Source organism: Aeromonas oralensis (assembly GCF_049665575.1).
Lineage (GTDB): Bacteria > Pseudomonadota > Gammaproteobacteria > Enterobacterales > Aeromonadaceae > Aeromonas > Aeromonas hydrophila.
The window spans coordinates 1,593,061-1,618,272 of the sequence record NZ_CP187186.1 but is presented as its reverse complement, the minus strand read 5'-3'; the positions used below and the strand labels follow the sequence as shown (position 1 = coordinate 1,618,272).

At 60.2% G+C, this 25,212-nt stretch carries 19 protein-coding genes and 2 pseudogenes; 11 read left to right on the top strand and 10 right to left on the bottom strand.

Annotation, left to right across the window (positions count from 1 at the left end):
• Positions 1-58: 58 nt before the first annotated feature.
• The 3 genes and pseudogenes from ACPDZI_RS07755 to ACPDZI_RS07745 form a co-directional block, all read right to left on the bottom strand.
• Positions 59-712, bottom strand: a complete 654-nt coding sequence (locus tag ACPDZI_RS07755; protein WP_017779224.1) for a helix-turn-helix transcriptional regulator — start codon at positions 710-712, stop codon at positions 59-61.
• Positions 713-770: 58 nt separating this feature from the next.
• Positions 771-2,059 (bottom strand): annotated as a pseudogene (locus ACPDZI_RS07750) (serine dehydratase subunit alpha family protein).
• Positions 2,060-2,081: 22 nt separating this feature from the next.
• Positions 2,082-2,465 carry a Rid family detoxifying hydrolase gene (locus ACPDZI_RS07745; RefSeq protein ID WP_438834291.1) on the bottom strand — a complete coding sequence of 128 codons (384 nt, stop codon included), beginning with the start codon at positions 2,463-2,465 and terminating at the stop codon, positions 2,082-2,084.
• A gap of 248 nt (positions 2,466-2,713) precedes the next feature.
• Here ACPDZI_RS07745 and ACPDZI_RS07740 point away from each other — a divergent pair, with 248 nt between their 5' ends.
• The 3 genes from ACPDZI_RS07740 to ACPDZI_RS07730 all read left to right on the top strand — a co-directional run bounded on the left by ACPDZI_RS07740 (position 2,714) and on the right by ACPDZI_RS07730 (position 6,773).
• Positions 2,714-4,009 (top strand): aromatic amino acid transport family protein, encoded by a 1,296-nt coding sequence (locus ACPDZI_RS07740; protein WP_029303410.1) that lies wholly within the window; start codon positions 2,714-2,716, stop codon positions 4,007-4,009.
• 188 nt (positions 4,010-4,197) lie between these two features.
• Complete coding sequence (locus ACPDZI_RS07735) at positions 4,198-6,204, top strand: methyl-accepting chemotaxis protein (RefSeq protein ID WP_323945575.1); 2,007 nt, start codon at positions 4,198-4,200, stop codon at positions 6,202-6,204.
• A 278-nt stretch (positions 6,205-6,482) separates the two neighbouring features.
• Positions 6,483-6,773, top strand: coding sequence for a hypothetical protein (locus tag ACPDZI_RS07730; RefSeq protein ID WP_411636465.1), 291 nt, complete (start codon positions 6,483-6,485; stop codon positions 6,771-6,773).
• Positions 6,774-6,838: 65 nt separating this feature from the next.
• On the opposite strand, the gene ACPDZI_RS07725 is transcribed toward ACPDZI_RS07730, so the two are convergent.
• Together ACPDZI_RS07725 and speA are read right to left on the bottom strand one after the other, a co-directional pair.
• Entirely contained in the window at positions 6,839-7,027 is a 189-nt protein-coding gene (locus tag ACPDZI_RS07725) for a hypothetical protein (RefSeq protein WP_438834290.1), read from the bottom strand.
• Between the two features lie 276 nt (positions 7,028-7,303).
• Positions 7,304-9,205, bottom strand: coding sequence for a biosynthetic arginine decarboxylase (gene speA, locus ACPDZI_RS07720; protein WP_438834289.1), 1,902 nt, complete (start codon positions 9,203-9,205; stop codon positions 7,304-7,306).
• Positions 9,206-9,232: 27 nt separating this feature from the next.
• Between speA and ACPDZI_RS07715 the strand changes: the two genes are divergently transcribed.
• The 3 genes from ACPDZI_RS07715 to ACPDZI_RS07705 all read left to right on the top strand — a co-directional run bounded on the left by ACPDZI_RS07715 (position 9,233) and on the right by ACPDZI_RS07705 (position 13,365).
• Complete coding sequence (locus ACPDZI_RS07715; RefSeq protein WP_139329065.1) at positions 9,233-9,490, top strand: hypothetical protein; 258 nt, start codon at positions 9,233-9,235, stop codon at positions 9,488-9,490.
• Positions 9,491-10,275: 785 nt separating this feature from the next.
• Positions 10,276-11,499 carry a peptidase T gene (gene pepT, locus ACPDZI_RS07710; protein WP_438834288.1) on the top strand — a complete coding sequence of 408 codons (1,224 nt, stop codon included), beginning with the start codon at positions 10,276-10,278 and terminating at the stop codon, positions 11,497-11,499.
• 141 nt (positions 11,500-11,640) lie between these two features.
• Positions 11,641-13,365 carry a lysophospholipid acyltransferase family protein gene (locus ACPDZI_RS07705; protein ID WP_438834287.1) on the top strand — a complete coding sequence of 575 codons (1,725 nt, stop codon included), beginning with the start codon at positions 11,641-11,643 and terminating at the stop codon, positions 13,363-13,365.
• A gap of 63 nt (positions 13,366-13,428) precedes the next feature.
• Here the strand turns inward: ACPDZI_RS07705 and ACPDZI_RS07700 are convergent, their stop codons facing one another.
• The 4 genes from ACPDZI_RS07700 to ACPDZI_RS07685 all read right to left on the bottom strand — a co-directional run bounded on the left by ACPDZI_RS07700 (position 13,429) and on the right by ACPDZI_RS07685 (position 16,383).
• Positions 13,429-13,740, bottom strand: a complete 312-nt coding sequence (locus ACPDZI_RS07700) for a SelT/SelW/SelH family protein (protein WP_146062159.1) — start codon at positions 13,738-13,740, stop codon at positions 13,429-13,431.
• Between the two features lie 37 nt (positions 13,741-13,777).
• Positions 13,778-14,899, bottom strand: a complete 1,122-nt coding sequence (locus ACPDZI_RS07695; protein WP_076359897.1) for an adenosylhomocysteinase — start codon at positions 14,897-14,899, stop codon at positions 13,778-13,780.
• A 186-nt stretch (positions 14,900-15,085) separates the two neighbouring features.
• Positions 15,086-15,823: a hypothetical protein gene (locus tag ACPDZI_RS07690; RefSeq protein ID WP_438834286.1), complete on the bottom strand. Its 738-nt coding sequence runs from the start codon at positions 15,821-15,823 to the stop codon at positions 15,086-15,088.
• A complete protein-coding gene (locus ACPDZI_RS07685; RefSeq protein ID WP_011705502.1) occupies positions 15,823-16,383 on the bottom strand; it encodes a YceI family protein in 561 nt (186 codons plus the stop codon). The genes ACPDZI_RS07690 and ACPDZI_RS07685 overlap by 1 nt, the downstream gene beginning before the upstream one ends.
• Positions 16,384-16,493: 110 nt before the next feature.
• Between ACPDZI_RS07685 and ACPDZI_RS07680 the strand changes: the two genes are divergently transcribed.
• Positions 16,494-17,396: a LysR family transcriptional regulator gene (locus tag ACPDZI_RS07680; RefSeq protein WP_017409884.1), complete on the top strand. Its 903-nt coding sequence runs from the start codon at positions 16,494-16,496 to the stop codon at positions 17,394-17,396.
• A gap of 23 nt (positions 17,397-17,419) precedes the next feature.
• On the opposite strand, the gene ACPDZI_RS07675 is transcribed toward ACPDZI_RS07680, so the two are convergent.
• Positions 17,420-17,836, bottom strand: a complete 417-nt coding sequence (locus ACPDZI_RS07675) for a hypothetical protein (RefSeq protein ID WP_077095547.1) — start codon at positions 17,834-17,836, stop codon at positions 17,420-17,422.
• Positions 17,837-17,902: 66 nt separating this feature from the next.
• Here ACPDZI_RS07675 and ACPDZI_RS07670 point away from each other — a divergent pair.
• The 4 genes and pseudogenes from ACPDZI_RS07670 (at position 17,903) to gmtX (ending at position 25,042) form a co-directional block, all read left to right on the top strand.
• Positions 17,903-19,632: pseudogene (locus ACPDZI_RS07670) on the top strand (formate--tetrahydrofolate ligase).
• 362 nt (positions 19,633-19,994) lie between these two features.
• Positions 19,995-21,467: a gamma-mobile-trio recombinase GmtY gene (gene gmtY, locus ACPDZI_RS07665; protein ID WP_139442475.1), complete on the top strand. Its 1,473-nt coding sequence runs from the start codon at positions 19,995-19,997 to the stop codon at positions 21,465-21,467.
• Position 21,468: 1 nt separating this feature from the next.
• Positions 21,469-24,420 carry a gamma-mobile-trio integrase GmtZ gene (gmtZ, locus tag ACPDZI_RS07660; RefSeq protein WP_139442476.1) on the top strand — a complete coding sequence of 984 codons (2,952 nt, stop codon included), beginning with the start codon at positions 21,469-21,471 and terminating at the stop codon, positions 24,418-24,420.
• Complete coding sequence (gene gmtX / locus ACPDZI_RS07655; RefSeq protein ID WP_104014332.1) at positions 24,410-25,042, top strand: gamma-mobile-trio protein GmtX; 633 nt, start codon at positions 24,410-24,412, stop codon at positions 25,040-25,042. The genes gmtZ and gmtX overlap by 11 nt, the downstream gene beginning before the upstream one ends.
• Positions 25,043-25,212: the final 170 nt, after the last annotated feature.

Genomic DNA, 25,212 nt, shown 5'->3' with positions numbered 1-25,212 from the left:
GGGGCGGAAAAAACAAAACGGGTCAATGCTGACCCGTTAATGCTGGCTGGCGCCGTGCTCAGCCCTTCTTGATCTCCCGCAGATAGCGGTAGATGGAGTGAACCGAGATGCCGAGCTGGCGGGCCGCTATCTGGGCGCTGTCTTTGAGCTCGAAGATGCCGAGCTCGTGCAGCTGGTTGACCATGACCCGGGTCTTCTGGGACGGGGGCACCGCCTCATTGCCACGCACCTCGGCACTGACGGTGTCGATGGTGCTGTTGAGGGCCTCGTCGATGTTGCGAGCAAACACCTCCGGGGTGGCATGACCATCGTGGCCGTGCAGGCACTCCGGCATCATGGTGCGCAGCACGGATTGCAGCGGGGCATCCATGTCGGTGTTGATGCAGAGCAGACCGATGGCCTGCCCTTCACCATTGCGAATAACGGTGGTGAGCGAGCGCAGCGTCTTGCCGGTGGCGCACTTGGTCATGTAGGGGCTGGAGATATCCTGCCCGCTCTTGAGTTTCATCATCGCCAGGTTGGTGATGGGGGCACCGACGCTGCGCCCCGTGATATGGCCGTTGGCAATCTTGATGATCGACGGATTGCGCGCATCCAGGCTGTGCAGCAGCACCTCGGTGTGCTGACCATACATGGCGGCGATGCCGTCCACGATGATCTCCATCGCCTTGAGGATCTCGAAATCGGTCGGACTCAGCTCTTGCAGCTTCACATTGAAACCTTATAAAAGGGCCGCCGACCCGGACAAGGGCGGCAGCCGACAGGGACACTCAGGCGGACATGATATCAATAATGGTGCTGTCTGTGGCAGACATGCCGTCTTTGACCATCTGGCCCACGTTGCGAATGGTCTGCTCCACGTTGCCCGCCACGATCCCCTGCCCCGATACCCCGTGGCTGTTGAGCGCCATCAGGAAGCCGCGTACCGCCGCCCCGGAGGAGGTGCTCACCTTCATGGCGCAGGAGGCCTTGGCGCCATCGCACACCATGCCGGCGCTGTCGCTCAGCACGTTCTGAATGGCGTGGCAGGATTGCTCGAAACTGCCGCCCGCCAGATAGACCATCGCCATGGCGGCCGCCGCGCTGGTCACCGTGTTGCCGCAAAAGGCCGACAGCGGCGGATAGTGGGACTTGATGTAGATGGCCCCCAGGTGGCTCATGATGAGGGCGCGGGCCAGTTGTTCTTCGCTGGCACCGAAACGCTCGGCGATCACCACCACCGGGATGGTGGCGGCGATGCCCTGGTTGCCGCTGCCAAAGTTGCTCATGGCCGGCAGGCTGGCCCCCCCATGCGGGCATCGGAGGCCGCCGCGGTGCGCATCACGATGCGGTTCATCACGTCCTCGCCGATGAGGCCGGCCTGGATGTTCTGCTGCATGGTGCGGCCAATTTCGAGGCCGTAGGGGTTGTTCATCCCCTCGTCGGAGAGTTTGCTGTTGAGCTCGGAGGCCTGCAGGATAAAGCGGATCTGCTCGAACTCCACCTGGGTGGCGAACTCATAAATGGCGGCGATGCTGATGTCGACCCCATCGCAAATGGCACCGGTGGCGCCACCCTGGCCCTGCTCGGCCGTGAAGGTCACTTCATCATTGCGGCGCTGCTCGACGATGCGGGTATGGCCACCGCACAGGGTCACCTCGGCGCTGTGCTCGGTGCCCTCTGCATCAAGGCCCAGTAGCCGGACCCGACAATAGATGAACTCGGGGGCCGAGGTGCGGCTCACCTGCACCTGGCCTGCATCGATCAGCTCCTGCGCCTCTGCGACCTGGGCCGGCGTGATGGCGGCCAGCACCTCCAGCCCGGCCTCGGCGTTGCCGCCGATGGCGCCGGCGGCGGCGGCAATGGCCAGCCCGATCTTGCCGGTGCCCGGCACATAGACCCCCATGGAGTTCTTGTAGAGGTTGTCCGAGACCACAACCTCCAGCCGGACGGGCTTGCAGCCAAGTTGCCGAGCGGCGACGGCGGCGGCATAAGCGGCGGCGATGGGCTCGGTACAACCCAGCGCCGGTTTGACAACCTGTTGAATAATCTGCAGATACTGCTGCCACGCTTGCTTCATCAGAACACCCTTTCTATCAACATTAACCAGCGATGTGAGCGATCGCTTCCACTTCCACCCTGACACCCATCGGCAGATCCTTCACCGCAAAGCAGCTGCGGGCCGGGCAATCTTTCAGGAAATAGCGTTTATAAACCTCGTTGAACGCGACAAAATCACTGATCTCGGCGAGATAGCAGGTGGTCTTGAGCACGGTATCCAGGCTGCCGCCGGCGGCCTCCAAGACATGCTTGAGGTTCTCCAGCGCCTGACGGCTCTGGGCTTCGATGCCCCCTTCCACCACGCCGCCCTGCTGTTTGCACACCGGCAGCTGGCCGGAGGTAAAGATGAGGTCGCCATAGGCAGTGCCATGGCTGTAGGGACCGATGGCATCGGGTGCGGCATCCGCCACTATGATCTTTTTCATATCGCCACTCCTTAAAATGCAATTATTTTTGCAATCAATAGTCTCGTCTTGTTCAACATTATTTGCTTATTAGGCATTCCATTCAACTAAAACCTGCAAAAACAGCGATAAATTCGGTAGCAGGCGCAAATTGAAAGCGTGATCTGTCTCCCTCTTTAGGTAGAAGAGCGATAAAAAGCATTGTTTTGCCGCTTTTTATTCAACTATATTTGCGCCTGATTTTTACCCCTACAAAAACAAGGTATTTTATGGACGCGCACAGTACGACACTCACCCGGCCCGTGATGGGCACGCTGGAATGGAAAGAAGCGGTTCGTTTTGACAGCACCGACTGGGGCTGGGTCATCATGAGCATCGGCATGGCCATCGGGGCGGGGATCGTCTTCCTGCCGGTGCAGGTAGGACTGATGGGCTTGTGGGTGTTTCTGCTGTCGGCAGTGATCGGCTACCCGGCCATGTACATGTTCCAGCGCCTCTTCATCAATACCTTGGCCACCTCGCCCGAGTGCAAGGACTACCCCAGCGTCATCAGCGGTTACCTTGGCAAGAACTGGGGCGTGCTGCTTGGTGCCCTCTACTTCGTGATGCTGGTGATCTGGGTGTTCGTCTACTCCACCGCCATCACCAATGACAGCGCCTCCTTCCTGCAAAGCTTCGGGGTCACCCAGCAACTGCTCTCCGAGAATCCCTTCTACGGCCTGGTGTTGATCTGCGCCCTGGTGGCGCTGGCGTCGCGCGGCGAGAACCTGCTGTTCAAGATCTCCACTTTCATGGTGCTGACCAAGATCAGCGTAGTGGCGGTGCTCGGCCTGATGATGGTGAGCAAGTGGGATGCCGCCAACATCACCGCCATGCCGGCCAGCGGTGACTGGCTGAAGGATGCCATCGTCATGCTCCCCTTCACCCTCACCTCCATTCTCTTCATCCAGAGCCTGAGCCCCATGGTGATCTCCTACCGCTCGCGGGAAAAGTCCCTGGAAGTGGCCCGCTTCAAGGCGATGCGCGCCATGAACATCGCCTTCGGCATCCTGTTCGTGGTGGTGTTCTTCTACGCCGTCTCCTTCACTCTGGCCATGGGCCACGAGCAGGCGGTCAAGGCTTCCGAGGAGAACATCTCGGCGCTGGCCATGGTGGCCCAGGGCATGCCGGGCCAGACCCTCAAGCTGCTCAGCCTCACCCTCAACATCTTCGCGGTGATGACCGCCTACTTCGGCGTCTATCTGGGCTTTCGCGAGGCCTGCCAGGGGCTGGCGATGAACCTGCTGCGCCGGGTGATGCCGGAAGATCGCATCAACAAGGGGCTGGTGGGCAAGGGCATCATGCTGTTCACCGTGCTGCTCTCCTGGGGGGCTATCGTGCTCAACGCCCCAGTGCTGAGCTTCACCTCCATCTGCAGCCCCATCTTCGGCATGGTGGGGTGCCTCATCCCGGCCTATCTGGTCTATCAGGTGCCGGCGCTGCACAAGTACAAGGGGGTCTCCCTCTACATCATCATCGTCACCGGCCTGCTGCTCTGCGTCTCGCCCTTCCTGGCGTTCAACTGAGACGCGACCTTCTCCCATCGGCAACGGGCCACCCTGGGGGCGGCCCGTTTTTCTGACCCATTCAGCCCCCTCGCCACGGGAAAAAGCCAAGGGGATCACAACTTCCACCCCGCCCCCAGCCGAGCCACCCGGCGAGGAGTAATATCCAGCCATCCCGCTACACGCCCCGTCGGGGCCCGAGGCTTCATATGAAATGGATATTCACGCCCGCCATCCGGCTCGGCAATCAGCTCTCCTTCAAGTACAAGTTTTTGCTCTGGTCCTGTCTGATGCTGCTGCCGCTGGCCTACAGCATGACCAACCTGCTGGGTCGGCTGCAGGACGACAACGCCCAGGCCCGCAAGGAGCTGGCCGGCGTGGTCAAGCTGGCGCCGCTGCCCGCCATCGAACAGGCCCTGCTGACCCATCGCAACCTGGTCACCCGGCACGGCTATGAGCAGAACCCGGTCGGCGAAGAGGAGGTCAAGGCTGCGGCCCGGGCCGTCGATGCAAGCCTGGCCGCCTTTGCCGCCACCAAACAGCAAAACCCCGTGTTCGATACCCTCGCCCAGGAGTGGTCCAGCCTGCAAAGCGAGGCGCTGGGGCTCGAGGTGGATCAGAGCAACCTGCGCCACGACAAGCTGCTGACCGAGGTACGCCACCTCTACAAGAGCATCACCGCCGCCAGCAGCCTGGTTCAGGATCCCGCGCTCGGCACCTACTACATGGTGGTGCTCGCCAGCGAGCGGCTGCCGCAGCTGCGCGATCTGCTGGCCCAGGTGCGGGATCGGGCCGCCACCATCGCCGACTTCGGCCTGTTTCAGGCGCAAGGGTATAGCGCGCTGCGCTTTCGCCTCGACCTCATCAACGCCACCCTGCAGGAGCTGGAGGCCGACCTGACCCTGCTCTATGAAATGGCCCCCGTCTATCGCAGCGAACTGGGCCAGCAGACCGACGCCCTGCTGCAGCAGGCCCATCAGGGGGTCGACACCCTGGAAAACAAGATGATGAAAGACCAGCAGGTGCAGCTCTCCAGCAAGGAGGTGCTGGCGCTGGGGGATGGGCTGGATACCGCCATCACGGCACTGGCCGGTCAGGTGCGTCAGCGGCTGGAGGCGGATCTGCATCAGCGCATGACCGCCAACCAACACCACTTCTGGTGGGTGACCGGGCCGCTGACCGCCATCCTGCTGGTCTATCTCTACCTGATGATTGGCGCCTACCTCTCCTTGCGCGCCACCGTGGGCCGGGTGCGGGAGATCGCCGCCCGGGTCAACGCCCAGGATCTCGGCCAGCAGATCGAGATCGTCGGCCAGGATGAGCTGGCGGCCATCAGCCGGGATTACAACGTGACCCTGCAGACCCTGCGCACCCTGATGCTGCGGATGCGGGAGAACGGCGTCAGCGTGGTGGAGAGTGCCACAGAAATCGAAGCGCGGACCTGCCGCTCCCAGGAGGTGATCGCCGATCAGCAAGGGGAGACCCATCAGGTGGCCACCGCCATCAAGGAGCTGGCCGCCACCTCCCACGACATGGCAGGCAATGCCCAGCAGGCCGCCCGCATGACCCAGGAGGCGCAGGCCGTGGTGGGCCAAGGCGAGGCGGTGGTCGAGCGTACCATCAAGGCCATCGACCACATCAACCGCGAGGTGCTACGCACCGCCGAGACCATCGGCCAGCTGGAGCAACAGTGCAGCCAGATTGGTGGCGTCATCGGGGTGATCCGCGGCATCGCCGAGCAGACCAACCTGCTGGCGCTCAACGCCGCCATCGAGGCGGCCCGCGCCGGTGAGCAGGGGCGCGGCTTCGCGGTGGTGGCCGACGAGGTGCGCTCGCTGGCCAACCGCACCCAGGGGGCCACGGTCGAGATCCAGCAGATGATCGAGCAGTTGCAAACTGGCGCCCGCGCCTCGGTCAGCGCCATGTCCGCCGCCAGCCGTGAGGCGCAGGAGGGGGTCGGTCTGGCCCAGGAGGCCCAGCAGGCCTTTGGTGCCATCACCGAACGGGTGGGCAGCATGGTCGACACCAACTCGGTCATCGCCAGCGCCATCGAGCAGCAGGGGGCCGTGGTCAACGAAATAGAGCGCAACGTGGTGCGCATCTCCGATGGCAGCGACGAGGCGCTGCAGGTTGCCAACGCCGCCCGTGATGCCGCCCGCCAGATCCACCAGCTCACCGAGCAGCTGCGTACCATGGTGCAAAGCTTCGTGCTCTGAGCCGGCGCCCGTCACCCACGCCAGCCCCTTGCCGGGCTGGCTTTTTTTTGCAAATTCAGGCGGCCGGGCCGCATTGTTTTCTTGGCGAAAAAAGTATCGACGATCCATTGTGCGATGAGGAGAAAGCGGGGTATTCTTCAGCCACAACAAGACTCGAACATTACCTTTTTGCCTGCCACAGGCCCGGGGATCAGTTCGACGCCCGAGAGGCAGTTCGACAAGAGTTCGACGATAGGAAGCTCGCATCACGACACACAAGTTCAAGCGAGGTATCGCAAATGGCGAAGTACCAGTTTTTCTCTATCCCGGCCTCCAACCGGCAGCAGTACACCTTTATCGACATGGCCTCCCCCACCTTCCTGCCCGAGAAAGCGGCGCTGCTGGCGCAGGGGTTCGAGGTGGAAGAGGATTTCATCGACGCGGCCAACCCGCGCGAGGCGGTGGAGAAGTATAGCTCCAACTTCCTCTACGTAGCCGATGAGATAGGCAAGTCGGACGCCGGTTACGCCGCGGCCATCGCCGTGCAGGCGCTCGGCAAGGCACTGCAGGGGCAGAAGCGGAGCAATTGAGCTGATAAATGAAGTGCGGCCATCGGCAAGCTGCCGATGGCCGCAGGCAATGCTGGCAATGTAGTTCAGCAGCGGGCGAGCTGGCGGAGCATCTCGATAAGCTCCTCCTCGCTGCTGGGCTCATAAGCGAGCTGCAGGCTCGGCGCGGCGCCCCCCATCAGCATGTAGACGTGGGTGCTGCAATGATCGTAGTGACACCACTTACCGTCGATACAGACGTCGGTATAGCATCTCGGGTCCCTTTCAAGTTCCATACGCACATCCTTTTGTTACATCCCTTCAACATCACTCTGACCGTAAGATAACCCGGCCGCTGCAAACTTGATGCAGATCAAGGGAAGCGACGGCCGCCCCGGATATCTGCCGAATCTGCGGCCCAACACCCTCATCCATCAGCCACACAAAGCGCAAGATTCACCCCGCCGGCGCCTGCTGCGGCGGATCGTGCGCAACAAAAACGGCGCCCGCAGGCGCCGTTTTTTTATCTCCGCGCCACGTGGTCTCGCGGGGCGGGTGAACAAGCCTTGGGCTTATTCGTCTTCCAGGTAGGCGTAGCCTTGCAGACCCAGCTCCAGCTCGTCGAGCAGGGCCTTGCGGGTCGCGTCGTCCAGCGCCGGGTGGGAGACGATCCGCTGATAGTTCTCGCGAATGACGGACGGGTCGATGTTGACGTAACGCAGCAGCTGGTCGACGGTGTCGCCGCGCACCACGTTGCGGATGTCCATCTTGCCTTCCTCGTCCAGCCACACTTCTGCGCAGTGGGTGTCACCGAACAGGTTGTGCAGATCGCCGAGGATCTCCTGATAGGCACCCACCAGGAAGAAGCCGACGTGGCACTCTTCGTTCTCGCCATACACCGGCATCGGCAGGGTGCTTTCCACACCCAGACCGTCGACGTAGTGCTCGACCTGACCGTCGGAGTCACAGGTGATGTCCATCAGGATGCCGCGGCGGGTGAGCGGACGCTCGAGGCCGGCCAGCGGCATCACCGGGAACACCTGACCGATACCCCAGGCATCCGGCAGGGACTGGAACAGGGAGAAGTTGGCAAAGCACTTGTCAGCCAGTTTCTCGGAGAGCTCGTCAGCCAGCGCGCGGTGGTTGCGGTTGACCGGGTTGAGCATCTCTTTGAGCGCCAGACAGGTGTTCTGGTGCAGCATCTCGGCCCAGGCGCGTTGCTCGAGGTTGAGCAGACCCATGGTGTACTGGGTATTGACGTCACCGAGGTCAGCCACCGAGTCGTGGAAGATCTCCAGCAGGGAGGGATCTTCGCCGCGCAGATCCAGCCACCCTTTCCACATGTTCTGCAGAATGGTGGGCGCATCCTCGTCCGGTGCGCTGATGTCGTTCATCTCCACCCCTTCGGCACCAATGATGTTGGTGACCAGCACGGCGTGGTGAGCGGTCAGGGCACGGCCGGACTCGCTGATGATGGTCGGGTGCGGCAGGTCGAACTCGCGGCAGACATCGCCGATGCCCCACACCACGTTGTTGGCGTACTCGGAGAGGCTGTAGTTGGCGGAGCAGTGGCTCTGGGAACGGGTTCCCTCGTAGTCCACCCCCAGGCCGCCGCCCACGTCAACCACTTCGATGTTGGCACCGAGGCGACGCAGTTCGGCGTAGAAACGGCCGCACTCGCGGATGCCGCCCTGGATGTCGCGGATGTTGGCGATCTGGGAACCCAGATGGAAGTGCAGCAGTTGCAGGCAGTCCAGCTTACCCAGGCCGCGCAGACGCTCGATCAGCGCCAGGATCTGGGAGGCGGACAGACCGAATTTGGACATGGAGCCGCCGCTCGATTCCCACATGCCGGAGCCGGTGGAAGCGAGCTTGGCACGCACCCCGATGTTGGGCTTGATGTTGAGGCGAGCTGACTCGTCCAGCACCATTTCCAGCTCGGAGGGCTTCTCCACCACGATGTAGACCTTGTGGCCCATCAGGTTGCCCAAGAGGGCATGGCGGATATATTCGCGGTCTTTGTAACCGTTGCAGACGATCACCGAGCCTTGCTCATGGTGATGGGACAGCACGGCCAGCAGTTCCGGTTTGGAACCAGCTTCCAGGCCAAGCCGGGGCTTGTCGCTGTAGGACTGGCTGATGGTCTCGATGACGCGACGCTGCTGGTTTACCTTGATCGGGTAAACGCACAGATAGTCCCCTTCATAGCCTGACTTCTCGATGGCCTGACCGAAGGCGTTGAACAGCGCATCGACTCGACTCTTGAGGATGTCGGGGAAACGCAGCAGTACCGGAGTGGTCAGCCCGGATTGACGCAACTGTTCGATGGCGTCGGAGAGCACGATCTGTGTATCAGGGCGTGATTTGTCGGGAGCGACGGTCACATGACCGGCGTCATTGATGTTGAAAAAACCCGCACCCCAGTAGGGAACGTTGTAGACCTTCAAGGAGTCCTTGCTGGACCAGTTAGTCATGGGCTATGCCTCGCAAATGAGCGGCCGGTGGCCGCCTTCGTTACCCTCAATCACATCCAGACCATCGATGACAAGGTGCGGCGCGCCGAGGCGGCCTGCCGGCTCGGGAAGGGCGACTTCTGCAACCTGCGCGCACTACGCGGCGGGTTGACTCGGGCCCTTCCGTCACATCCCTTGCACATCGCGGCAAGCCTAGGCTGCCTGGTGGATCTTGGGGAAGTAACGAGTCTTGATGTGGGGCTGGTGGCTTTACATCAAGCTCAACGGTATGCGGTGCTGTGCTAACAGCGCCGCGGTACTTTGATGACGGACAGCATCAGCCACGCGGTCCGTTCATCATTCGGCAGCCATCACGACAGCAAGGGAAGGCTTCAAGGAAGAGAAGCGAAGGCGTCAGCACGCGTGCGTGTTGATAGACGACAACAACCACCACAGCCAGCTCAGCACCAGTGACCGCCCATGACAAGGGAAGATGATGAGCCGTTGGCTCACTCGGTCAGCTGGACATTGAGTGTCCGTTGTTCTCCCTGATACCGGAGCCTAACCGGTATTAAAGAAACCATACCCTAGCAGTGTCTGTCGTTGCTGCGTGCCTCGCCCTATAGGCGTCTGATCTTCCGGGAGTCTGGCGGCCTCTGCCTGCTCAGGGTTGCCCTTGGATCGGCGCGGAGTGTACACACTTACCGCCAGCGGTGACAATAAAAAATAGTGTTCAAAAACTGCTTTTAATAAGGCGATCAAATCTTGCTGCCAGCAGGCCTGGCAAGCGGGGGAAGAAGTCTGCCCACCCCCTCTTTTCCACCCTGAAAATAACGCCGGTTTGCGCCATCCGTTGTCGCCCCCGACACCATAAGTAATGAACGCCTGCCGAGCCACATCACAAGCCGCTTAAAAATGTCAGCAATTGGATATTTTATGCTGCGCTTGATATCAACAACCACAGCCTGAACCACCTTACACGTTTACAGCCAGATCTTCGCCAAAAAATGCGGCAAAAACTGCGCTGACGCAAAAAGCCGCGCCGCCAGATTGGCCACAATGGCCCCTCCCCACCGGTACGAGGCTTGCCAATGGATACCTTGCTTGAGCGTTTTCTGCGTTACGTGACTTTTCATACCCGCTCCGATGCGACCAATCCCGCCTGCCCCAGCAGCGAGGGACAGCTGGTCTTCGCCCGCGCCCTGTGCGACGAGATGCAGCAGATGGGACTGAGCCGGGTCACCCTGGACCAATACGGCTACCTCACCGCCTGCCTGCCGGGCAACCAGCCGGACGCGCCGGCCATCGGCCTCATCGCCCATATGGATACCGCCGACTACGAGGCGGCGCACGTGGTGCCCCAGATCATCGAAAACTATCAGGGCGGCGACATCTGTCTGGGCAAGGGGGATGAGGTACTGGCCATCCGCGATTACCGCTTCCTGAAAAACTATCTGGGACAGGATCTCATCACCACCGACGGCAGCACCCTGCTGGGGGCCGATGACAAGGCGGGCATCGCCGAGATCCTCACCGCCATCGACCACCTGCTGGCCCACCCCGAGATCCCCCGTGGCGATGTCTGGCTCGGCTTTACCCCGGACGAGGAGATAGGTCGCGGCGCCGACCGCTTCCCGCTGGACCGCTTCCCGGCCAAATGGGCCTATACGGTAGACGGCGGCGAGCTCGGTGAGCTCGAATACGAGAACTTCAACGCCGCCGGCGCCACCGTGCGCTTTATCGGCAACAACGTGCACCCCGGCACCGCCAAGGGCTGCATGATCAACAGCCAGACCCTGGCCGCCCGCTTCCACGCCGCCATGCCCGCCGACGAGACCCCGGAGGCGACCGACGGCTATCAGGGCTTCTTCCACCTGGCCCAGATGAACGGCACAGTGGAAGAGACCAGCCTGCACTACATCATCCGCGACTTCGACGACGAGGGCTTCGCCGCCCGCAAGGCCCAGCTCAAGGAGCGGGTCGCCTCGCTGCAGCTGGAGGCGCCCAGGGCGCGCATCGAGCTCACCCTGACCGACAGCTATCGCAATATGCGCAGCCAGATCGAGCCGCACATGCACATCGTCGAGCTGGCCAAGGCCGCCATGCAGGCCGCCGACGTCACCCCGAGGATCAAGCCCATTCGCGGCGGTACCGACGGCGCACGGCTCTCCTTCATGGGGCTGCCCTGCCCCAACCTGTTTACCGGCGGCCACAATTTCCACGGCAAGCACGAGTTCATCCCGCTGCAATCCATGGAAAAAGCGGTCACCACCCTAGTGGAGCTGGTGCGTCTGACTTCCGCCTGGCGCGGCTAAACCGGCCATCGTCACCGCCATGACCAAAGAGGGGAGCCGGTTAACCGGCTCCCCTCTTTGCCATCAAACTGTCATGCCGCTGCCATGGGGCGGGAACAGAAGGGCGTCACGCTAGGGTAACGACTCATCGGAGCCCAGCCCATGTTCAGTGTCGATGCCCTGCTACAACAACACCTGCCCCGCCTCTCGGCCCACGGCCTGCTGCGCCCCCTGCTCCGGCAGGGGCTTCGCTGGCTGCTGCACGAGCAGGCGTTTCAACGCTTTGCCACGAGTCATCCTCACCTGCGCGGACTCGACTTCGTCGAGCAGGCGCTGACCGAGCTCGACTTCGACTACCGGGTGAGCGAAGCCCAGCTCGAGCACATTCCGGCCAGCGGCCGGGTCATCATCGTCGCCAATCACCCCATCGGCTCCCTCGACGGGCTGGCCCTGCTGCGCTTGCTCGGCCGCATCCGGCCGGACGTCAAGATAGTGGCCAATCAGCTGCTGGCCCAGCTGACGCCGCTGCGCCCCCTGCTGCTGCCGGTGGACAACCTGGGCGGCAAGACCGACCGGCGCGCCATTCTGGCGATGGGAGAACACCTGGCGAGTGAAGGGGCGCTGGTGATCTTTCCCGCCGGCGAGGTGTCGCGCCTCGGCCCCAAGGGGGTCAAGGACGGCCCCTGGCAGGCGGGCTTCATCAAGCTGGCTCAGCGCACCCGTACCCCGCTGGTGCCCATCCACCTGGACGGGCGCAATAGTCTCTCCTTCTATCTCGCCGCCTGGCTCCACAACGACTGGGCGGGGCTGTTGCTGGTCAAGCAGCTGTTTCGCCAGCAAGGGAAACGCATCGGCATCACCATCGGTGCCCGCATCCCGGTGAGCGGAGTGCAGGAGCTGCCCGCCAAGAGCGCGGCCCGGCTGGTACGCAGCCACCTCTACCGAGTCGGGCGCGGCAAGCGGGGTTTGCTGGCCACCGAGGCCCCCATCGCCCTGCCGGAAGAGCGCCGTCAGCTCAAACAGGCCATCGACGCCTGCGAGGCGCTCGGCCACACCCCGGACGGTCAGGGGATCTACCTCTACCGACGCCACGAGCAGAGTCATTCGGTGATCCTGCGTGAACTGGGGCGCCTGCGGGAAATCGCCTTTCGGGCGGTGGGGGAAGGCTCCGGCAGGCGGCGGGATCTCGACGTCTTCGACGATGACTACCACCACCTCATTCTCTGGGATCCGGCCCGGCTCGAGATCATCGGTGCCTACCGTTTCGCCCCGGTGGCCGAACTGCTGACCAGCAAGGGGCTCGATGGCCTCTACAGCCACACTCTGTTCGGCTTTGAAGAGAAATTGCTGCCCAGGCTGGAGCTTGCCATCGAGCTTGGCCGCAGCTTCATCCAGCCCGCCTATTGGGGCAAGAGGGGGCTCGATTACCTCTGGTTCGGCATCGGCGCCTATCTGGCGCGTTATCCTCGCTATCGCTACCTGTTTGGCCCGGTGTCGCTCTCCGGCAGCCTGCCGGCGGCGGCCAAGGATCTGCTGGTGAGCTTCTACCGCCAGCACTTTGCCCCCGAGCTCGCACTCGCCCCCTCGCGCCGCCCCTACCCCGCCACGCCGCCACTGTTTGCGGGGCTGGATTACGGCGCGGATCTGCGGGAGCTCAAGGCCCGCCTCGACAACCTGGGTTGCGCCATTCCCACCCTCTACAAGCAGTACTCCGAGCTGTGCGAGCCGGGTGGCGTGCAGTTCATGGATTTTGGCATCGACCCCGACTTCAACCACTGCATCGATGGCCTGGTGTGGGTGGATGTGAGCCGCCTCAAGCCCCACAAGCGGGCCCGCTATATCGGCCTCCCCGCCGAAGATGAGCCGGGTACAGCTGCCGACCGTTGACCGGACGCCACAACGAGAGAGGGAGGCCTGTGCCTCCCTCTCTTTAGTCATTGGTGCTGTGGCCTACTCGGCGGCAGGCTTGCGATCGGCATGGCCCAGGTCACGCTCGGGGGCGATGACATCGCGCACCCGCTGCTTGATCTCCTTGGCCTCGGGGAAGCCATCGTCGGCCACCCGATCCCACACCAGCACCCCGTCCACCAGGATGCGAAACTCACCCTTGCTGGCCGGCACCAGCGCCACCTCGCCCAGATCGCTGTCGAAGGTGGAGAGCAGCTCCTGAGCCAGCCAGGCGGCGCGCAGCATCCAGCGGCAGAGGGTGCAGTAGCGGATCTCGATGCGGGGTTTGGGGCTGGAAAGCGTCGTCTCGCTCATGTGGTCACTCCATCAATGGCGGCTAAGAAAAAGGCACTCACTGGGCGACACCGTGGAAGTCGGCCAGCCAGTGACGGGCAATGGTGCGCATGGTCGACTGCGGCAGGTCGAACAGGCCGGGGGCCAGCGGCTGCAACGCCAGCTGACGCACCCCTTCGATGATCTCCGCCAGCACCAGATAGACATATTCGCCGATGACGGCGCCATGGACGAAGTTGACCGCCTCGCCCCGGTTGAGCAGGAAGATGGTGCTGCCGTCGGGACGGGTCAGTGCCAGCACGTGGGGGCACACCTCCTCGCTCGGCCAGGGTAGCTGTGAGAGGCAGAACGCAAATTCGTCGTCCGCCGAGGTGACCGAAGCGACCATGGTGCCGGGGCGCAGCTGCTGCAGATCCGCCAAGTCCAGCGCGCCGTTGCCGGTGGAGCAGATCACCAGCTCGGCCCGACCGAGGGCTTCGGCCTTGCCCACCAGCTTGAAGCCGTGGGAAAGCGCCTCCACCTGGCGCAGCACGTCGGTCTCCACCAGCTCCAGGTGCAGGTTGCGGCATCTGAGCTCGCGGGCGATGCTGCGGCCCACCTTACCGTAGCCGAACAGGGCGGCCTGGCAGACATTGAAAGTACGGTTGAGGGTGCGGGCCAGGGATTCGGCGGAGTAGACCACGCTCAGACCAATCTGGATATCCTCGGCCTGCTTGAGGGGGCTGCGCGCCACCGAGATGACCGGGGTGGCCAGCACCTCCTGCTCGTAGCGCTGATGGCCGTTTTCGGTCATCTCCACCACCCCGAGGAAGCGGGGGCCGAAATACTCGCTGAGGGTAGCCTGGGTTCTGGCGAAATAGCCCCCGATATCGAGGATGATCAGCCGCTCATGGGGCGCCACCAGCGGGGCTATGTGCTCGATCACCCCCTGCGGGGTATTGGTCCACTGGCGATTGAGGGGCAGTACCGGATAGTGTTGCTGGGCCCAGGTCAGGGTCGGTCCATGCACCGACTTGGGTTTGGGCAGGATGGCGCCAATCCGCCCGATCTGATCGAGGGCCTGGATAAACTGGGGGCGATCGGGAAGCAGATGGGTAACCAGCAGGATGCAGAGCCCGTCGAGACGTCCCTGCTCGGTGAAATGGCGAAAAAACAGATGCTCAGATCCTTGACTGCGCAACTGTGGCCTCCTTAGCGCGCCGCAAACAAGCAGGCAAACAGAACCCGGTCAGACCGGGTCCTGTGTGTGTCCAGATAATTGAAAATCCTTTTTATCTGAAAGCACTATGGGGCTCAATCTTTATCTGTGCAGGCTATGACGAAGTCGGCAACTTTCGGGTTAATTGTCTGTTTTTTATGCTAAAAATCAGTACAACGAGGCTTCCGGCCACACCTTCCAGAGACTGAGTCCGGCTCCTGCGCCCGCCAGCAGGATCAGCAGGGTCCAGCGCTGGATCCAGGGCTTGCTGCGCAAGGTCCACTCCAGCAGGGGCAGCAACCAGACCGGCAACAGCACCAGCAGCGGCACTTCCACGTATTGCCAGGCGAGCATCTGGACGAAGGCCAGCGCCAATCCGAGCGCCGCGGGCGCCACCTGGCAGCCGGCAAAGGCCCCGAGCAGGGCACGGAAACCGGCGAAAGCCGCCAGCGCGCCGGCCAGCTGGGCAATCAGCAGGCTGCCGTCGATGCCGATCACCAGCGCCAGCCAGATGAAGCCGAGGGCAAAGCCGAGCCCCTCGCGGCTGTCACCACGCAGCCCGGTCCATCCCAGCCAGGCGATGGCAGGCAGCAACGCCAGCCAGATGGCAGGCTCGCTCGCCAGCACCGAGGCCAGCCCCTGCCACCACACCAGCGCCCCCAGAGCGGCACACAGCGCAAGCGCGGCCCGCTGGTCGGCCAGCTGCGCCGCCAGGGCGGGCACCAGCAGAGTCAGCGGCAGCCACTGCCACGCTTTGACCGGCAGCCCGTAGGCTCCGCCCAGCAGACAGCCCACCAACCAGAGCGCCAGGGCGCCCCACAGATACCCCAGCCGCGGCCAGCGCCACGACAGCAAAGCGGCTCCCAAAGGAGCCGCCAGGGTTTGCAGCAGGAGTGCCGCGCCCATTACTTGCGCACGCCTTCGACGAACAGATTGATACTCATCTCGTCGGGGATGTTCGGCACCATGTAGTTCACGCCAAAATCGCTGCGCTTGATGGTGGTGGTGGCGTTGAAGCCGCTGCGGTAGCCACCCCAGGGATCCTTGCCTTCACCGATGTGGACCAGATCGAAGGCCACTTCCTTGGACACGCCGTGCAGGGTCAGGGTGCCTTTCAGTACGCCTTTATCCTTGGTGCCCTCATAGCCGGAGCTGACGAAGGTCATCTTGGGGAACTGCTTCACGTCGAGGAAATCGGGGCTGCGCAGGTGTTTGTCGCGCGGCTCGTGGTTGGAGTCCACGCTGGCGGCGTCAATTTCGAAGCTCGCCTTGGCCGCCGCCGGGTTGGCGTCGTCCATGCTGAAGGTGCCGCTGAAGGTATTGAAACGGCCCACCAGTTCGGAGAAGCCGAGGTGACCCACCTTGAACTGCACCGTGGTGTGCGCCGCATCGACATCGTAATCGGCCGCCATCAGGGGGGCCGCCATAAACAGGCAGGAGGCCAGCAGGGCCTTGGTCATTTTCATCCGTTCGTTCCTTCATATTGGGGGTTCACAACAACAACCAAGATGCTAACCTCCATATCGGAATAGATAATCAGCGATTTATTAAAATAATTATCAACTGAGAGTGAAAGATGGACCAGATAGCCGCCATGCGCACCTTCATCAAGGTGGTGGAGTGTCAAAGTTTTACCAAGGCCGCCAACCAGCTCGGCATCTCGGTCGCCATGACCTCCAAGCTGATGCAGCAGCTGGAGGAGTCGCTCTCCACCCGGCTGTTGTCGCGCACCACCCGCCAGGTCAACCCCACCGAGGCCGGCCAGTTCTACTACCAGCGCTCCCAGGCGCTGCTGGCGGAGCTCGAAGAGACCCACAGCCAGCTGACCCGCAACAACCAGCAACCCCAGGGCACCCTCAAGCTCTCGGTGCCGATGGATTTCGGCTACCTGCACCTCTCCCCCGCCCTGCCGCTGTTTCGTGAACGCTACCCGGACCTGAAGCTGGAGATAGAGTACAGCGACCGACGGGTGGCGCTGGTGGAAGAGGGGTTCGATCTGGCGCTGCGCATCGGCAACCTGCCGGACTCCTCCCTGGTGGCCAAGCCGCTGGCCATGATGCGGCTGGAGGTATGTGCCAGCCCGGCCTATCTGGCCCGCCGAGGCACGCCGAGCACCCCGGAGGATCTCAAGCAGCACGACTGCCTGCTCTACACCCTGACCCAGCCGGACTGGGTGTTCAAACGGGATGGCGAGCAGCTGAGCGTGCGCCCGCAGGGGCCGCTGCGGGCCAACAACGGGGTGGCCCTGACCCGGGCGGCCTGTGACGACCAGGGCATCATACTGCAGCCCACCTTCATCGTCGGCGATGCGCTGCGCTCCGGCGCCCTGGTGTCACTGCTGCCGGAGTGGGAGAAGGGGCAGGTGGGGCTCTATGCCCTCTATCCGCACCGCCGTTTCGTCTCGGCCAAGGTGCGCTGTTTCATCGAATTCGTGCAGGAGCGTTATCTCGCCCCCCACTACTGGGATCGCAAGGCTTAAGTTTTGCCGCGGTGACAGAATGGCTATGAGGCGACGCTATCGGCAGGCAGCGGCAGCTCGGCCACCAGCAGCAGGTCGTGCAGGCTCAGCTGCCAGCGCGGCAGGCGCTGGCGCAGGGTCGCCAACTGCGCCTCGTCAAAGGCATAGGGCAAGGTGATGTGCAGACAGTGGCAGTCGAGCATGCCGGCCAGCTGCAGTGTCAGGATGAGATTGGCCTCGTCGGTCTTGTGCTTGTTGATGCGCTTGCCCAGTTCATGGCGAAAATGGGTCTCGGGATCCTGGGTCATCGCCTGCCAGCCATAACCAAACAGCGGAATGAAGGCGCTGACGACCCCCAGCGCGGTCAACGGCTGTTTGGGCGGGTGATAGAGGGTGTTTAGATCCAGCTCGATGGGCGTTAGATGCAGCTCACGATTGCCGGACAAAATATTATTACTCATTGGATAACCCTGTTGATTCCACTAGACTGCGCCGCATATTTGACCTGACATGCCAACGAGGTGCTGATGCTAAGCGATATCGAGATCTCCCGCCAGTCCCCCCGTTTCTCCATTCACGCGCTGGCCGAACGCCTCGCCATCCCTTCGCACCAGCTCCATCCTTACGGTCACTACAAGGGCAAACTCAGCCTCGAGCTGCTCAAGTCTCTCCCCAAACCGGCGGGCAAGCTGGTGCTGGTGAGCGCCATTACCCCCACCCCGCTTGGCGAGGGCAAGACGGTGACCACCCTCGGCCTCTCCATGGGGCTCAACCACATCGGCCAGCCCAGCATCGCCACCATCCGCCAGCCGAGCCTGGGCCCGGTGTTCGGGGTCAAGGGGGCGCCGCCGGTGGCGGTCACGCCCAGGTGGTGCCGATGGAGGAGATGAACCTGCACCTCACCGGTGACTTTCACGCCCTCACCGCCGCCCACAACCTGGCGGCGGCGGCCCTCGATGCCCGTCTGTTCCATGAGCGCAAGCTCGGCGACCAGTTCAGCGCCAGAACCGGTTTGCAACGGCTCGATATCGATGCAGACAACATCCTCTGGCCACGCACCCTCGACATGAACGACCGCGCCCTGCGCCACCTCACCGTCGGCCAGGGCAGCGCTGCCGATGGCATCGAGCGCCAGGATCGCTTCGTCATCACCGCCGCCTCCGAGCTGATGGCCATTCTGGCGCTGGCGAGCGATCTGAAAGACCTGCGCGCGCGCATCGGCCGCATCCAGCTGGCCCGCGACCTGCGCGGCAAGCCCATCACCGCCGAGCAGCTGGAAGTGGCGGGGGCCATGACGGTGCTGCTCAAAGAGGCCCTGCAGCCAACCCTGATGCAGACCACCGAGCAGACCCCGGTGCTGGTGCACGCCGGCCCCTTTGCCAACATCGCCCACGGCAACTCCTCGGTGATCGCCGATCGCATGGCCCTCGGCCTCACCGATTACGTGGTGACCGAGGCGGGCTTTGGCTCCGACATGGGGCTGGAGAAGTTCTTCAACATCAAGCACCGCCAGTCCGGCATCACGCCGGCCTGCGTGGTGCTGGTAGCGACGGTGCGCGGCCTCAAGGCCAACAGTGGCCTGCTCGACATTCGACCGGGCCAGCCGCTGCCGGAAAGCCTGCTGCGCGAGGATCTGCCGACCCTCGAGCAGGGCTGCGCCAACCTCGGCTGGCACATCGCCAATGCCCGCCGCTACGGGGTGCCGGTGGTGGTCGCCATCAACCGCTTCCCCACCGACAGCGAAGCCGAACTGGCCTTGCTGGCCCGCGCGGCGCTGCGAGCCGGCGCTTGTGGCAGCGCCATCTCCAGCGCCTTTGCCCAGGGTGGGTCCGGTGCCAGCGAGCTGGCCCAGGTCGTGGTGGCCGCCTGTGAGCAGCCAGGCAAAGTCAAACTGCTCTACTCCGACGAGATGAACCTCGACGCCAAGCTGGCAACCCTGGTGGAGTGCGGTTATGGCGGGCGCGGCGTGCAGCTCTCTGAGCGCGCGCGCCAGCAGCTGGCACAACTCTCTGCCGAGGGGTGGGATCACTTGCCGGTCTGCGTGGCCAAGACGCCGCTCTCCATCAGCCATGATCCGGCCCTCAAGGGGGTGCCAACGGACTTCGAGGTGCCCATCGAGGAGGTGAAGCTGTGCGCCGGTGCCGGTTTCGTCTATGCCCTGGCGGGCCCCATCATGACCATGCCGGGCCTTGGCAGCCTGCCGGCCTACCGTCATATCGATATCGACGATAACGGCGAGATAGTCGGCCTGAGCTGAATGGTCGGATAAAGGGTCTGGCGCCGCCCGATGACGCTGCGCTCATCAACCCTGCGATCAGCAAACCTGCCAGAAACAACAAGGCCCCACCGATTGTTATACCGTGTAGGTACTCATTACTATTAGGTATCAAAAAGGCCACCCTCAGTACTTGATGGTGGCCTTTTTTTAACTTGACAGAGTATAGCTATGGCGCATTACTGATACTAATTGTAACTCACTTACTAATTCAATAATGATGACCGGGCATCACTCATAAGAACAGAATCTTGCAATGTTCCTGTCTTCGAGTACTCCAAAGATCGCCATTGATTTTTGGAGCATCAATGGTTACGTAGCCCATTATTACGTAAGGAGTATTGATGGAACACACCACCATCCGTGGCAAGGTGTATCGTGACCATACCGGCGTGGTTACCGAAATCCCTGTCATCCTGACCGAACATGGGCCATTAAGGCCGTTGGTTGACTACTTCTTAGCCCACGTACAAGTACGCAGCAGTGCTTGGATGACTAAAACAGCTCAGGCAGTAGGTCTCTTACTCGACTACATGACTGCGAACCAAACCTGCTTCGATGACCCAAAAGTATTGTTCGAAGTCTTCAGCAATCGCTTGTATACCGGCACAGTGGGCGAAAATGGTACTGACCCCAGTGGCCTCTATTGGCAGGGGCGCACCCCTGCCGTGGTAAGGGTGCTGGTGAATTGCATCTCAAGGTTCTCAGACTGGATGGCGCGGGGATTAGATACCAAGTCGCTCAATCCTTGGCGTGACGCCACGAAAAGTGAGGAAATGCTTGCGTGGGCCGCTTGGCACCAGAAGCACAACCGTGCCTTTTTAGCACATACATGGGATCGAGGACAGGCATCGCTTGCCATGACACATGCCCGCAACACCTTACTCAAGCGAACTCCAGTTATCGACCATGAGCAAGTAAAACGTTTCCCAGATGAGCATATGTCGGACTTACTATTCAAAGGCTTCATCGTGCCAGGTAAGCAAGCGAGTCCCCGCCTTGAACAACGGCTTAATATACGGGATATCCTGATCACGCTGCTGATGCATTACGGCGGAGTTCGTATGTCTGAGCCCTTTCATCTGTACGTGCAAGATGTAGTGCCCGACCCGATTCACCCGGATCACGCGTTGGTGCGTATCTACCACCCTAGCCAGGGGGCTGCTCCGCCTGACTGGTTAGGTGCCAATGGCAAACCGACGATATGTAACCGCTTGGCCTACTTGAATGGTAAGTACGGCCTTCGCCCACGCAATGAGTACGCCTTGAGCGATCAGCTGTTTGCCGGATGGAAGGGGAACGCCCTCGACTCGAAATCTCACTTCATGTACATAAACTGGTTCCCGCAGTGGGCCGGTAAGTTGTTTTGGCAGCTTTGGGTGCTTTATATGGCACATCGAGCTCAGCTAGCCTGCGACCACCCGTTTGCGTTCGTGACCCAGAACGGAAAACCGTACGCCATCGACTCGTTTGAACGTCAACATCGACGAGCAGTTGAGCGCATTGGGCTTGTGGCCGCCAAAGCCATAGGTACCTCGCCACATGGGCATCGCCACGCCTATGGTCAAACTTTGACAAATGTAGGGATTGATCCTGTTTTACGCAAAAAGGCGCTACATCACAAGTCCCTAGAATCGCAGGTTGTGTATACCGAGCCAGATCGCGCTAGGTTAGTTCGAGCTCTGGAGGAAGCTGCTGTGCGTGAGCAAATGGGCATCGTTCTGCCACCACCTGATCCCCTAATTTATGGCTTCAGGGACGTTGATCCATTGGGGTTAATGAGCGGCCAGGCACCAAAACTGTCGAGGAAAAGATGAGATGGGTAGAGGGAATAGAGTTAAGGGTACTAACCAATTTTTTGACCCCGAGTTTCGCTTCCTGCTTGCTCTCGATCCAGCCTTCGAGCAGTGGCAGGTACTTGCCAGTGAGTGGTTTTTGAAGCAGCCTGGTTTCCGTACACAAACAAACGCAGCCCCACTTACCGCCTTCTTCGTACGCTACCTGTATAAGCTACAGTTGGACAAGCGCCCTGTAGCTATATTTGAAGCTGGCTCTTGTCTGCCGGATCTATGGACGACGCTGAATCTAGCATCGTACAAAAGCGGTGCGGGAATTAAACTGCACGATCATATAAGTGATTTTCTCCAATGGGTGCTGCATACCCACCTAACTGAACCCGATGCCGATGGTTTCCTCGTGAAGCCAAAACATCTGCACAACCCCTTTCCTCGCCTTAAAATTAAAATCACCCACAAAGGGGCCGATCTCAATTTTGACTATGTGGTGGCACAGGACCAACGCATGAGTCACTGGCAAAAACTTGCAGCCGAGTGGCTGAGCCAGCAAAAAAGGGCTGTCCCTACTTGGCACGTCGCTCTAGATAAATTCCTAGTGGCATACATCATAGGTTGCGGACTAGCGCGTAATCCCATTACTTACCTGTCCCGAGCATCACCACCCGCTCAACACTTTCATGATGTCCTGCTAAATGTCAAAACCAAGGGGGCCATCGGTCAGTTAAGTCGTGCTGATATCAAGCTTAATAATTCTGTTGCTGAATTCCTTGATTGGGTACTTAACGATAAGCTATCGATTGAGGATGAACATGGTCTCAAGGTCATCCCCCCTTCACTACACAATCCAGTAGTACGACAATCCCAAATTGGCTTTATTGTACCGACGGAAACTACCAAGGCCGCGCTCTCCATCCGCTATATCGAGGAATTACGTACGATGCTTGCCGAAGGGCCGGTATTCCGTGACTGGCTCTGGGCTCAACAGGCAATGGAGGCTGGCAGCTCTGGCGGTGACTGGTTTCGTGTCCCCCCCTATCTAATTGATCCCGACGACCCAGATTGCGTCTGGCGAGAGCGTGCAGCTAGTGCATATGAACGCAAGTATTTCAAGACTCCTTCCCTCGTGACCGAGATGTGGTCCCCAGTGAGAGCTGTTGCTCTCTATCTCAAGCTGGAACTGCCGCTGCGTACTTTTCAGGTCCGAATGCTCGATTCTGGAGAGGCTGACACATGGTCCTATATACATGGACTACAAGGTGGCAATTTCGTTTTGAATGATTCTCCGCTCGCTACCGGCAGTGTTGCGCGGCCCTATCAGCGTGGAGTTTTCCACCGAAGTTTGAATGAATCCGGGGCTGGATTATTCATTAATACCAACAAAACTGCTGATTACGGCAAGGCCGAAAATGATAAGGGTTATGTTATACCTTGGGTTAACGAAACGGTTTTGTATTGGCTGACGAAACTGCGCCGCTGGCAAGAACGATACAACCCACTCAGCACACCGACAGCATGGACTGAACTGGAGTGGAAACATTTCGGTGTCACCCCACCACATCCCCAAGTGTTAGAGGAACGGGGATCAACTTGCTTTTTGTTTCGCGATGCAGCAGGAAATGGGAATGATAGGCAAAAGCCAATTATAAGTGCTGCTCTTGACCGAATTTGGTATCTACTTCTAGCTCGGCTAGAGCAACGTTGCCTAATGCGTGCTGAAACGCTGGACGATGGCACGCAGATCAAGTTCGTCAATGAGAACAGCCCCACAACAACGTTCTATCCTCTCCATGCTCTGCGAGTCTCACTTATCAGCTACTTGGTACTCGATCTCCAGTTACCTCTGGCAGTGGTTTCCAAGCTGATCGCTGGCCACGCACGACTCATAATGACTCTGTACTACACCAAATGTGGGTACGCCTACATGAAAGAAGTACTGAGTGCTGCCGAGCGCAACGCGCTGGCTGCCGAGGAGACCAACCACCGACGCTTTCTCATGGATGCGACGATGGAGCAGATAAGCCAGCGTTTTGCCAGCATCAGTTCGGATGCCGTATATGCTGCAGTTGGCCATAAGTCGGCTGCAACTTTCGTTTTCGAGGACAAGGGAATTTGTTCAGCGAGTGGAACGTTGTGTGCCGTGGGCGGTGAGTGCGTCAACGAAAACCAGAGATATCCCGTCTACGCCCCCGTGCCCGGCTACCCGGAACAGCGTAACTGCGTCCGCTGCCGTTTCTTTTTATCCGGCCCCGCGTTTTTGCCTGGTTTGCAAGCCCATTTCAATTCTCTCAGTTATGAGGCTCACGAGCGTGCAGAAAGGCACAATGAGTTGCAAGCAGCCATTACGGATTTGGAAAATCACCGCGCTGAATGTGAACGTGATGGCCGTTTATTTACCGCAACCCGAGAACTGGAAAAGCTCTCGCAGCGCTATGAAGCAGAGGCAGAGGCTATGGGTAAGGTCATCAATGATCTCCAGGCAACATATCACTTAATCGGACGATCTCTTGAGATTATGAAGCAAGCCAACCAGGATGGGGTACAACTTGTTGCTGTGGGCGAGATGGACGATATCCAAATGGTGTTTACTGAGACTGCATCGGAGTTGCATCAGCTTGAAATACTTTGTGAAAACGCCACTCTTTACCCGGAGATAGATTCGCGTAAACCCTCCTTGCGTCGCGCCCAACTACTTGACTGCATGCTGGCGCTTAACAAGATGCCACCGATCTTCTTCCGTCTGAGCCCTCAACAGCAACTGGAAGTAGGCAATGCAGTCATGCAGCTCATTCAGGCTCGCACTGGTTCGCTCAAAGGGGCGCTTGAATTTGCAGAAGGCCGTCGCAGACTGCAGGAGATTGGGTTAGTCGAAGAAACTTGGAATGTACTCAGCGAAAAGGTATCCGGTACCTCTATCAGACAACTCATTAATACTGCTCGCAGTACTGTATACGATGGAGACAGTTATGCATCCTGACGACGTTCTTGAAAAACTTAAGGCTAATGCGACGCCACGTAAGGCGAAGAACCTCGATATTATTTATGACGTATGCCGGGAGCAGCATGAGCGTGGCAGCACCGATTTCACGGTTGCCACTATCTCTAGGCTCTCTAAAGAGCGCGGTGGGCCGGTTAAATCGACGATACACAACAAGACAGGAGATGACTTTAAAGGCCTGATCAAGGCATGGGCAAACCATACTGGTGGCATGACCCGCAAGCTGCGCAAGACAAGTGAAAACCCCATCTATGCAGTGTTAGACAAGATCCCAGATCCAGCGGTGCGTGCTGTTATGGGAGCTGTACTTGCCGAGAACAAAAAGCTTCGTGGCGAAGTGAACCTGCTTAAGACACACACCGAAGTAGTCATCGACATGACTGCAAAAAAATCAAGCCATTCACCGGAGACCATCCAGATCCTACCGATATCTCTGGGCCTTACCGAATCAGAAAGAGCTGCATTAAGACATGCGGTCAGTGACCAACTTATGCACGACGAAGGCTGGAAAACTGATGAGCATGGCCGAATCCTGACCGTCAACGGACGCTGTATTTTCAAGATAGGTTTTGTTTCGGCAATCCGGAAGATCATTGAATGAGCAATTCGCGTTCAAGTGACCATTAGGTAACGGTTAGATCAGGTTGAGATCTCTATAGCGCTACACATAAAGTAATCATTTTTAGTTATTCTATGTCCATGCAATTCTCCGAGTTCATCAAACTACTCAGGCTCTTTGACCGATAGCATGGCTACCGGCTCTACTCTCTC

Coding starts and splice junctions, on each gene's coding strand:
- ACPDZI_RS07745 (WP_438834291.1), bottom strand. CDS start 2,465: ATGAAAAAGATCATAGTGGCGGATGCCGCACCCGATGCCATCGGTCCC.
- ACPDZI_RS07740 (WP_029303410.1), top strand. CDS start 2,714: ATGGACGCGCACAGTACGACACTCACCCGGCCCGTGATGGGCACGCTG.
- ACPDZI_RS07735 (WP_323945575.1), top strand. CDS start 4,198: ATGAAATGGATATTCACGCCCGCCATCCGGCTCGGCAATCAGCTCTCC.
- ACPDZI_RS07730 (WP_411636465.1), top strand. CDS start 6,483: ATGGCGAAGTACCAGTTTTTCTCTATCCCGGCCTCCAACCGGCAGCAG.
- ACPDZI_RS07725 (WP_438834290.1), bottom strand. CDS start 7,027: ATGGAACTTGAAAGGGACCCGAGATGCTATACCGACGTCTGTATCGAC.
- speA (WP_438834289.1), bottom strand. CDS start 9,205: ATGACTAACTGGTCCAGCAAGGACTCCTTGAAGGTCTACAACGTTCCC.
- pepT (WP_438834288.1), top strand. CDS start 10,276: ATGGATACCTTGCTTGAGCGTTTTCTGCGTTACGTGACTTTTCATACC.
- ACPDZI_RS07705 (WP_438834287.1), top strand. CDS start 11,641: ATGTTCAGTGTCGATGCCCTGCTACAACAACACCTGCCCCGCCTCTCG.
- ACPDZI_RS07700 (WP_146062159.1), bottom strand. CDS start 13,740: ATGAGCGAGACGACGCTTTCCAGCCCCAAACCCCGCATCGAGATCCGC.
- ACPDZI_RS07690 (WP_438834286.1), bottom strand. CDS start 15,823: ATGGGCGCGGCACTCCTGCTGCAAACCCTGGCGGCTCCTTTGGGAGCC.
- ACPDZI_RS07685 (WP_011705502.1), bottom strand. CDS start 16,383: ATGAAAATGACCAAGGCCCTGCTGGCCTCCTGCCTGTTTATGGCGGCC.
- ACPDZI_RS07680 (WP_017409884.1), top strand. CDS start 16,494: ATGGACCAGATAGCCGCCATGCGCACCTTCATCAAGGTGGTGGAGTGT.
- ACPDZI_RS07675 (WP_077095547.1), bottom strand. CDS start 17,836: ATGAGTAATAATATTTTGTCCGGCAATCGTGAGCTGCATCTAACGCCC.
- gmtY (WP_139442475.1), top strand. CDS start 19,995: ATGGAACACACCACCATCCGTGGCAAGGTGTATCGTGACCATACCGGC.
- gmtZ (WP_139442476.1), top strand. CDS start 21,469: ATGGGTAGAGGGAATAGAGTTAAGGGTACTAACCAATTTTTTGACCCC.
- gmtX (WP_104014332.1), top strand. CDS start 24,410: ATGCATCCTGACGACGTTCTTGAAAAACTTAAGGCTAATGCGACGCCA.